Source organism: Neisseria sp. (genome assembly GCF_041804105.1).
Lineage (GTDB): Bacteria > Pseudomonadota > Gammaproteobacteria > Burkholderiales > Neisseriaceae > Neisseria.
Map to the genome: position 1 here is coordinate 1 of NZ_JBHCJY010000014.1, position 9,048 is coordinate 9,048.

General features: G+C 56.6%; 10 protein-coding genes and 1 other RNA gene. 7 read left to right on the forward strand and 4 right to left on the reverse strand.

Annotated features, from left to right (window positions below):
• Positions 1-283: hypothetical protein (locus ACEYDX_RS01140; RefSeq protein WP_373740202.1), on the forward strand; the 283-nt coding region annotated here is incomplete at its 5' end.
• On the opposite strand, the gene ACEYDX_RS01145 is transcribed toward ACEYDX_RS01140, so the two are convergent.
• The 4 genes from ACEYDX_RS01145 to ACEYDX_RS01160 form a co-directional block, all read right to left on the reverse strand.
• Entirely contained in the window at positions 280-1,398 is a 1,119-nt protein-coding gene (locus ACEYDX_RS01145; protein ID WP_373740203.1) for an endonuclease/exonuclease/phosphatase family protein, read from the reverse strand. The two genes, ACEYDX_RS01140 and ACEYDX_RS01145, sit on opposite strands and share 4 nt — an antisense overlap.
• Before the next feature lie 243 nt (positions 1,399-1,641).
• Entirely contained in the window at positions 1,642-2,757 is a 1,116-nt protein-coding gene (locus ACEYDX_RS01150; protein ID WP_373740204.1) for a hypothetical protein, read from the reverse strand.
• Positions 2,741-3,973 (reverse strand): glycosyltransferase family 4 protein, encoded by a 1,233-nt coding sequence (locus tag ACEYDX_RS01155; RefSeq protein WP_373740205.1) that lies wholly within the window; start codon positions 3,971-3,973, stop codon positions 2,741-2,743. The genes ACEYDX_RS01150 and ACEYDX_RS01155 overlap by 17 nt, the downstream gene beginning before the upstream one ends.
• A gap of 4 nt (positions 3,974-3,977) precedes the next feature.
• Positions 3,978-5,144 carry a polysaccharide biosynthesis/export family protein gene (locus ACEYDX_RS01160; RefSeq protein WP_373740206.1) on the reverse strand — a complete coding sequence of 389 codons (1,167 nt, stop codon included), beginning with the start codon at positions 5,142-5,144 and terminating at the stop codon, positions 3,978-3,980.
• A gap of 214 nt (positions 5,145-5,358) precedes the next feature.
• Between ACEYDX_RS01160 and ACEYDX_RS01165 the strand changes: the two genes are divergently transcribed.
• The 6 genes from ACEYDX_RS01165 (at position 5,359) to rpsI (ending at position 8,406) form a co-directional block, all read left to right on the forward strand.
• Positions 5,359-6,348 (forward strand): NAD(P)H-dependent glycerol-3-phosphate dehydrogenase, encoded by a 990-nt coding sequence (locus ACEYDX_RS01165; protein WP_373740207.1) that lies wholly within the window; start codon positions 5,359-5,361, stop codon positions 6,346-6,348.
• A gap of 143 nt (positions 6,349-6,491) precedes the next feature.
• Positions 6,492-6,929 carry a hypothetical protein gene (locus ACEYDX_RS01170; protein WP_373740208.1) on the forward strand — a complete coding sequence of 146 codons (438 nt, stop codon included), beginning with the start codon at positions 6,492-6,494 and terminating at the stop codon, positions 6,927-6,929.
• Complete coding sequence (locus ACEYDX_RS01175; RefSeq protein WP_373740209.1) at positions 6,930-7,232, forward strand: cell division protein ZapA; 303 nt, start codon at positions 6,930-6,932, stop codon at positions 7,230-7,232.
• Positions 7,233-7,242: 10 nt separating this feature from the next.
• Positions 7,243-7,421: non-coding RNA, 6S RNA (ssrS, locus tag ACEYDX_RS01180), on the forward strand.
• Between the two features lie 151 nt (positions 7,422-7,572).
• Positions 7,573-8,004: a 50S ribosomal protein L13 gene (gene rplM / locus ACEYDX_RS01185; protein WP_373740210.1), complete on the forward strand. Its 432-nt coding sequence runs from the start codon at positions 7,573-7,575 to the stop codon at positions 8,002-8,004.
• Positions 8,005-8,013: 9 nt separating this feature from the next.
• Complete coding sequence (gene rpsI, locus ACEYDX_RS01190) at positions 8,014-8,406, forward strand: 30S ribosomal protein S9 (protein WP_373740211.1); 393 nt, start codon at positions 8,014-8,016, stop codon at positions 8,404-8,406.
• The last annotated feature ends 642 nt before the right edge of the window (positions 8,407-9,048 follow it).

The window sequence follows — 9,048 nt, forward strand, 5'->3', positions numbered from 1 at the left end:
GCGGCTAACCGTACCTACATTATGGTTTTTACCGCACCGTCCCGATGACAGCATAAGGCCGTCTGAAAAAACATTTTCAGACGGCCTTTGCCTGTTTCCACAGCCGTTTGTACGGTTACGCCGCTTTCGGCGGCTGACCGTACCTACATTATGGTTTTTACCGCACCGTCCCGATGACAGCATAAGGCCGTCTGAAAAAACATTTTCAGACGGCCTTTGCCTGTTTCCACAGCCGTTCGTACGGTTACGCCGCTTTCAGCGGCTAACCGTACCTGCCTGTTAATCCTTGTCAGCGTATTTTTCCCGCACCACTTCCTTGAGCGGCTCGGCTTCGGCGATTTTTTCTTTCGCTTCCTGCACTTCTTCCGCGTCGGGCGCGTCTTTTTCCTGCACGGCTTCGGCGGCGGGGGCAAACTGGAATTTGCCGTACACGGGGAAATGGTCGGAACCGATGCCCGGCAGTACCTGTATATCGGTCATCATAAAATTGCTGCTGTGGAAAATGTGGTCGAGCGGCCAGCGCAGCAGCGGGTATTTTGCGTGGAACGTGCTGTACAGGCCGCGTCCTTTGCGTGGGTCGAGCAGGCCGCTGATTTGTTGGAACAGGCGCGAGGTGCGCGACCAGGCGACATCGTTCAAATCGCCGAACACCAGCACGGAATGGTTGTTTTTGGCGATTTCGCGCCCCACCAGCAGAAGTTCGGCATCGCGATCGGTGGACGTATCGGCTTCGGTGGGGCTGGGCGGCATCGGGTGCAGGCAGTAGATGCGTATCCATTCGCCGGAACGCAGTTGCAGTTCGGCGGCTATCGAGGGGATGTCTTCGGCCACCCAGTGCCGCACTTCGGCGTTACGCAGCGGCAGGCGGCTGTAAAGGTGCATGCCGTAAAGGTTGTCGAGCGGGATTTTGACCGTGTAAACGTAGCCGTGTTCCTGTTCCAACGGGGCAAGTTGCGTTTCCCACCAAAGGTCGGTTTCCAATGTCAGCACCACATCGGGCTGCCGCTGCGCCACCGCCGCCAGCAGCAGGTCGGCACGGCGGTTGGGGGTCAGCACGTTGCTGGTCAGCAGGGATACGGTTCGTCCGTCGTCCCCGCCCGTGTAGCGCAGCACTTCGGGTTTGTGCAGACGGGTGTAGGCGGAAATCTCCCAAAGCTGGTAGGCGAAACAGGCCAGATTCACCAGCTCCAACGCGATAAACGGCCACGAGTCGTGCCGCTGCCATATGACGTTCAGCACCACGCACAGCAGGCTGAGCGCGGCAATCTGGATGCGGGGAAAATCGAAAATGCGGAAAATCCAATGGTCGCGGTTTACCAGCGGCAGCAGCGTCGCCAAAACAGGCACCGCCAGCAGCGCAAACAGCAACCAATCGGTCAAAGAAAAAACGGCGGACATGGTTTTGAATCCGTAAAGAAACGGTAACGGGTGCATTGTACGGCAGAAGCGGCGGCAAATCGCCGTCGGGCTTGAAAGGTTTTGCAAAAGGCCGTCTGAAAAACATTCAGACGGCCTTTATCCTGCCGAGCAGCCGTTCGTGCGGCTGCGCCGCTTGGCGGCCGGTCGTACCACAAACACGGTGCGCTGTTTCGGATTTTTCGTACGGTTACGCCGCCTGAAGCGGCTAACCGTACCTACTACCTACTTCCAACGCGTGGCAAACGCGCGGGCCAATACGCTTATTTTGCGTCCCTGCCGTCTGAAAAAACCGTGTTTCAGACGGCCTGCCGCACCGGTGCGGTGGAGCACATCGCGCTGCCGCACAAGCTGCTGCAACACGGTTTCGCAGTCGGCGGGACGGCGGTTTTCCCAATCGAAATAAACGGGATAGCGCAACAGCGCAGCGGCAACCAATTCCGCCATCGTGCGCATGCAGTGCCTTTGGCCGTCTGAAAACGGGGCGCGGTCGTCGGTCAGCCCCCAGCCTGCGTAAAACGGCCTGCCGTACACGGTAACGCTTTTCTGCCGCAGCAGCGCGTCGAAACCGGTCAGCGATGTGATGGTGTGCACGCTGTCGCACACTTCCAACAGCGACACCACCGAGCTTTCGGTTTCCACCACATCGGCGTATTGCGCCGCGCGGCCGGTGCCGCCTTTGCGGTTTTTGGCCAAAACGTCGGGATGGGGTTTGTAAACGATAAACGCATCGGGTTCTGCGGCACGCGCGGCCCGAAGCAGTTCGAGATTGGTTTGGATGCCGTGGCCGCCCAAACGGATGGAAGCGTCGGTTTCTACCTGCCCCGGGACGAGTACGGTTTTGCGGCCGCCGGTTTTATCCGCCCACACAGGCGGGCAGACGGCATCGATGTTGTATTTGGTGAGACGGGTTTCGACGATGAAGCGGCGCAACGCTTCTGCGCGTTGCAGTTCGGCTTCGCCGAATACGCCGTGGTTGAGCAGATGGGTCAGATCGGAGGGCTGCGAAGGGTCGAAATAGATACCGCGCGAATCAAGTACCAGCGAAACGGGGGCAATCAGGTCTGAACCCAATCCGACCGAACGGATAAAACCGTCTTCGATGCGCAGGAAACAGATGCCGTATTGTGCGGACAGGCGTTGCAGGCTTTCGGTATGGCTGCGGATGCCCCATGCGGCCACGCAGTCGTTTTCCGTCAGGCCGAGCCTTTCTGCGGCGGCGGCATCGGGCGCATACGCCACTTCGCGGAACAGGCCGCGCAACAGGGGATACAGGCTGTATGCCTTCCAGCGGCGGAAGCCGACCACAATCAGACGGCATCGCTCAAACGGCAGATTCATCGCTTATGCCCGCCTGCGCCAAACCGTGTTCCGACAAAAAGCCGTCCACCGCCGCGAAATGGTCGTCCCACGTCCATGCACGGTATTTCAGCAGCCGCTGCAGCTGCTGCGTGCGCAACAGGCCGTCTGAATCCGCATAGTTTTTTATCAGTTCCAGCCAGCGTCTGCCGTCGAGCGGCGATGCGAAATCAGGAATGCCCTGCCCGATTTCCCTGAATACGGGAATATCGGCGGCAATCACGGGCACGCCCGCTTCAAGCGCTTCCACCAGCGGCATGCCGAAGCCTTCGGCAAAACTCGGAAACAGCAGCGCGCGGGCGTTTTTCAGCAGGGCGGCCAGTTGCGCATCGGAGGCACGGTTCAACTCCACCACAAAAGGACGGATTTTTGCACAGCGTTCCAACAAATCAACTGTCTGCTCGCATTCCCAACCGCGTTGGCCGACAATTACCAGGCGGGGGACATTGCTGCCGCTTTCGGCCATTTCACGCCAAATCTGCAACAGCAGCAGATGGTTTTTTCGCGCTTCCACCGTACCGACCACGATGAAATAAGGAAGGCCGTCTGAAATTTCAGACGGCACGGCTGCGGTTTCGGCAAGCGGACGGGACACGCCCGAAGCCAGCCACGCCGTCTGAACGGGCGGACAGGGCAGCCCGTGCCGCTGCGCGAAATCCAGCAGTTCGCGCTTGGTGTCGTCGGAATTGGCTATCAGTGCGGCCGCACTTTGCAGCATATGGCGCATCCGCAGCCTGTGTTTCGCTTCTTCCCCTTCGCGGCAGTATTCGGGGTGGGTCAGCGGAATCAGGTCGTGCACGAAATAAACGGGCTTCACGCCCATCCGCCGCAGCGCATCGATATAGTGCACGGATTCGACGCCCTTATGCCCCGTGTTCAGCAAAACCGCACCCGCATAGCTTTTGTCGATGCCGAACGCGGCGGCAAGGCGCAGAAGCTGCCGCCGCCAAAACCACACATCAACGGTTTCGGCTTCATTGTCTTGCAGCAGACGGCCGAACAGCAGCGCGGAAGTCTGCGCATCCTGCACGCACACCCTGCCCCGCCACGACAAAACCGCACGGGCGCGCTGCCCGTATGCGGCGGAAAAATGGCGGATATAGGCCAAGCCCACTTTATCGACACCGGTTGCCTTCTTACCTTTGAGCAAACGGAAAATCAGGCGGGTGATGTCGATGAGTACGGTGTCGGCATTCATCGGTTTAATTGCCGTTGAGCGAATTGACCGTACCCGCCGTGCTCGATACCGGCGCCAGGCTGGCATTAAACAGCCCCAGGATTTTCTGCAGGCGGATGCTCGGCGCGTTCGACACATACACCATGTCTTTATCCTGCAAACGGAACTGCTGGGTCAGCACCATACTGCCCGCCTTGCGCAAATCCAAGCGGTACACCGTGGGCTTGTTCAGGCCGTCTGAAGACACACCGCCGTTCTGCCGCAACACATACACCCCGCCCGGATCGGCACGGTAGTCGTTCAAACCCGCCACGCGGCCAATGGCTTCGGCCACCGTCATGCCGTCGTCGCCGAAATCCAGCGCCGCATTGCTGTTGGTCGCACCCAAAATCGTTACGCGGTAGGGGTTTTGCGCCACGGTAACCACATCGCCGTTGCGCAGATAAACATTATTGCGGGCGTTGCGTGCCAGCTCTTTCAAAGAAACCGAACGGGTTACGCCGTTGCGGGTCAGGTTGACCGAAGTATGCTTCACGGCTTTACCGTCGCCCGCCAGCGGCACCACGTCAAGCAGGCGTTCACCTTTGGGTGTCAGCGGCAGGCGCACCGAACGGCCGTCGGCCACCACGGTAACGCCGTTGGTCTGGTTTTGCGTCAGCCGCACCACCACCTGCGGTTTGTTGGCGATTTTCGACAAACGCGAACGGATGATTTGCTCCACCGCCGCCGTGGTTTTGCCCGACACCTGAATCTGCCCTGCAAACGGCACGGTTACCGTACCGGAACTGCCGACCATCTGGTCGGGCAGGTTCAACATGCCCGAGCCGCCGCCGAGCGACGAATCGGCCGCGCCGGCCGACATCGAAGACGCCAGCAAGACGGCGGGCGGCGCTTCAAAAATCGAAATCTGCACCACATCGCCCCTGCCGAGCGTCAGGCTCGGTTTTCCGCTCTGCCAGCCCGCCGGAAATCCTTCCGGCAACGCACCGGCATTGAGCTGCCGCAGCACGTCCGCATCCACTTCGACCAAAGTAACGTCGGACTCCGACAAGCCCCGTCCCGAAGCCGAAGCATTCATTTCGTTAACGGTAGGCCCCGCACTCGGCAGCCATGCCTTGCAGCCGCCCAAAGCCAAAGCCACCATAACCATATATACCGGAATGCGGATGCCGCCCTTTGCCGTAATATTCATATCGTATATTTAAGTATAAGTAAACAAACGTATTTATTATAGTGCATTTCACAAGCGTATGTCAGACAATCGTTACCGCACATCAGGCCGTCTGAAAACGCCGCCCGCCCTGCCCGCTGAAACACAATCTCCGACGGAGCGCGCATTTTGCCCGAGCTTGCACCGTCAGGCCGATTGTTTTAAAGTTAACGTCATCATAAAAACGGAGAAACCGATGAACATTACCGTTATCGGCGCAGGTTCTTGGGGAACGGCGCTGGCAATCCATTTCGCGCTGCACGGCAACCGCGTATCGCTGTGGTCGCGCAATACCGAACACATGGCGGCGGTTCAAGCCGACCGCGAAAACAAACGCTACCTGCCCGGTTTCGCGTTGCCGGAAAATCTCAGCGTCTGTTCGGACTTGGGCAGTGCGCTGCAACATTCGGAACTGGTTCTGCTGGTTACCTCGGTTGCCGGCCTGCGCGACAGCGCCGCGCTGCTGAAAGAACACGGCGCCGCCCACCTGCCCGTACTCGCCGCCTGCAAAGGGTTCGAGCAGGATACCGGCCTGTTGACCTTCCAAGTGGTAAAAGACGTATTGCCCGACAACAAAAAAATCGGCGTGCTCTCCGGCCCCAGCTTCGCCCAAGAGTTGGCCAAACAACTGCCGTGCGCGGTGGTTCTCGCATCCGAAAACAAAGCATGGATTGAAGAATTGGTACACACGCTCAATTCCCGCGTCCTGCGGCTTTACGGCAGCGAAGACGTTATCGGCGTTGCCGTGGGCGGCGCGGTGAAAAACGTCATGGCCATTGCCACCGGCCTTTCAGACGGCCTCGAATACGGCCTGAACGCCCGCGCCGCGCTGGTAACGCGCGGCCTCGCGGAAATCACCCGTCTGGCCATCGCCATGGGTGCGCAACCCAAAACCATGATGGGACTGGCCGGCATCGGCGACCTGATTCTGACCTGCACCGGCGCACTCTCGCGCAACCGCCGCGTCGGACTGGGATTGGCCGAAGGCAAAGAACTGCACCAAGTGCTGACCGAAATCGGCCACGTTTCCGAAGGCGTCAGCACCATCGAAGAAGTGTTCAACACGGCCTGCAAATACCAAATCGACATGCCCATCACGCAAACCCTGCTGCAACTCATCCGCAAGGAAATGACCGCCCAGCAGGTTGTCGAGCGGCTGATGGATCGTGAAACGCGGTTTGAATAACCAACCCATAAACCTGCGCACAAAGGCCGTCTGAAACCTTTTCAGACGGCCTTTTCCATCCCGCAGCAACGCCCCGTCCATTTGACAGCCTTAACACATCTCACTATGCTTACAGGCAAATCCACTTCAACCGAACCCAATCCATGAACCATCTACTCAACAAACTGGAAACCAGCGTTTACCAGTTGGCACAAAAATTCGAAACCGTCGCAAGCGAAAACAAACGCCTGAAAGAAGAAATCGCCTTCCTCAAACAGGAAAACGAACGGGAAAAACGCGAACATCAGGCCGCCACCGACGAATTGAGCGAAGCGCTGCTGGTGCAGGTTGCCAAGCTCAAAGAAGACTTACAGGGCAAAATCGACCGACTCGGCATCGAAAAAGAAGATTTGCGCCAAGCCCTTACCGAAGAAAAAGAGCAGCTCCGCCAAACACTGACCCAAGAAAAAGAAGCGTTGCGCGAAACCCTTACCCGACAAAACGACCACTACCGCAACGCACTCAGCACACAGGCGGAACAGGTACGCCGTCTGATACAACGCCTGCCCCAACCCCAAAACAACCAGCAGGAGAAAGCGTAAATGAGCAACGAACAAGTCAGCATCGACATCATCGGCCACAGCTTCTACGTCAGCACCCCGGCCGAAGAAAAAGACACGCTTCTGCAGGCCGTGGGCATGCTCAACCAAAAAATCGAAGCCGTCCGCCAAGGCGGGCGCATTGTAGGCACCGACAAAATCGTCGTGATGGCCGCTCTCAACGTCGTTCACGACCTGCTGAAAATCAGCCTGAAAGATGATTTGGCAATCGGCGAATTTGAGCGTAAAATTACTGACATGACTAATACTTGTGAAAAAGCATTGGCCAAACTCGAACAGAGTTAAACCCCTTTCCTTTTCCCTGCGGTGTTCGCGAAGGCATACAATTCCTTTGAACCAATAAGTTCGCTTCAGGTTGTCGGGAGCAGTAGTGGGCGCGATTGTCCCCTCGGACGAACCCGAAACTACCCGAGACAACCACCTTGTTCACAAGGTTCAAGCGGATTCAGCCCAAACGGCACCAGCGGGGAATCCCGTATTCAAGCCGCGCTGCACGACCAGCGCGGCTTTTCCGTTTTATCCCCCTCCGAAAGCGCCCTGTAATTTCAGACGGCCAACATGATTGACAAAACCTTTCGCCGTCTTTAAAATCTACAACTTTCTATATCTATCTGGATTACCCACCATGAAAACCTTTTCAGCCAAACCGCACGAGGTTAAGCGCGAATGGTTCGTCATCGATGCCGAAGACAAAGTCCTCGGTCGCGTTGCCGCCGAAATCGCACACCGTCTGCGCGGCAAACACAAGCCCGAATACACGCCCCACGTCGACACCGGTGACTACATCATCGTCATCAATGCCGACAAACTGCGCGTAACCGGTGCAAAATTCGAAGACAAAAAATACTACCGCCATTCAGGCTACCCCGGCGGCATTTACGAGCGCACTTTCCGCCAAATGCAGGAGCAGTTCCCCGGCCGTGCACTGGAAAAAGCCGTAAAAGGTATGCTGCCCAAAGGCCCGCTCGGCTACGCTATGATTAAAAAACTGAAAGTGTACGCCGGTGCAGAACACGGCCACGCTGCCCAACAACCCAAAGTTCTGGAACTGAAATAAGGACGCAACATGAACGGTAAATACTACTACGGCACAGGCCGCCGCAAAAGTTCGGTTGCCCGTGTGTTCCTGCAAAAAGGTACAGGCCAAATCATCGTAAACGGCCGTCCCGTTGACGAATTCTTCTCACGCGAAACCAGCCGCATGGTTGTCCGCCAACCCTTGGTGCTGACTGAAAACGCCGAAACTTTCGACATCAAAGTAAACGTTATCGGCGGCGGCGAAACCGGTCAGTCCGGTGCCATCCGCCACGGCATTACCCGTGCGCTGATTGACTACGATGCAGCTTTAAAACCCGCACTGTCCCAAGCCGGCTTCGTTACCCGTGATGCGCGTGAAGTGGAACGTAAAAAACCCGGTCTGCGCAAAGCACGCCGTGCCAAACAGTTCTCAAAACGTTAATCCGTTTACAGAGATACAGTTACATTATCCGGCCCTGCCTTTGCGCAGGGTTTTTGCTTTTCAGACGGCCTCAAATAACCTGCTTACACAGATGCAGCAATTGACGGTGTTATTTACATTTTCCGCATTAAGAATACAGACCGAATAAACGGATTTTGCGATTTAAGTGCACTACTGGCACGGAAAAGTCCCATGGTTATCTCATGCTTCTCAACAGATCAACAATTCACTGGCACATCATGCAGCTGAAAACGGAAACCAAACCACTCCCCCAAAGTGTCAACAGTGCGATGATTTTCCATATCAGCTTACACACAAAAGCCTAAATCAGCCGATAACGATTGCATCTGCCTTCTTACCGCGAAACCATTTTCACACACCCGCATATTCCACACATTTTCCAAACCCCAAGGCAGTTCCGTCCGATAGAAAAATTCACAAACAAAGATGCAGGCAAGATGGGGCGGGCTACATTTTGGGCACGGTGTTACGGGTATAGGATGAAATATAGCAAATAAACTTATTTATCGATACACACCTGAAACAGCCAATCCACATCCGTAATTCGCAGCCGATTCCTAACACCTTTAATCCAAGCCCACTTTTTCTCTATCTGATTCAGATCGGGGCTATAAGGTGGAA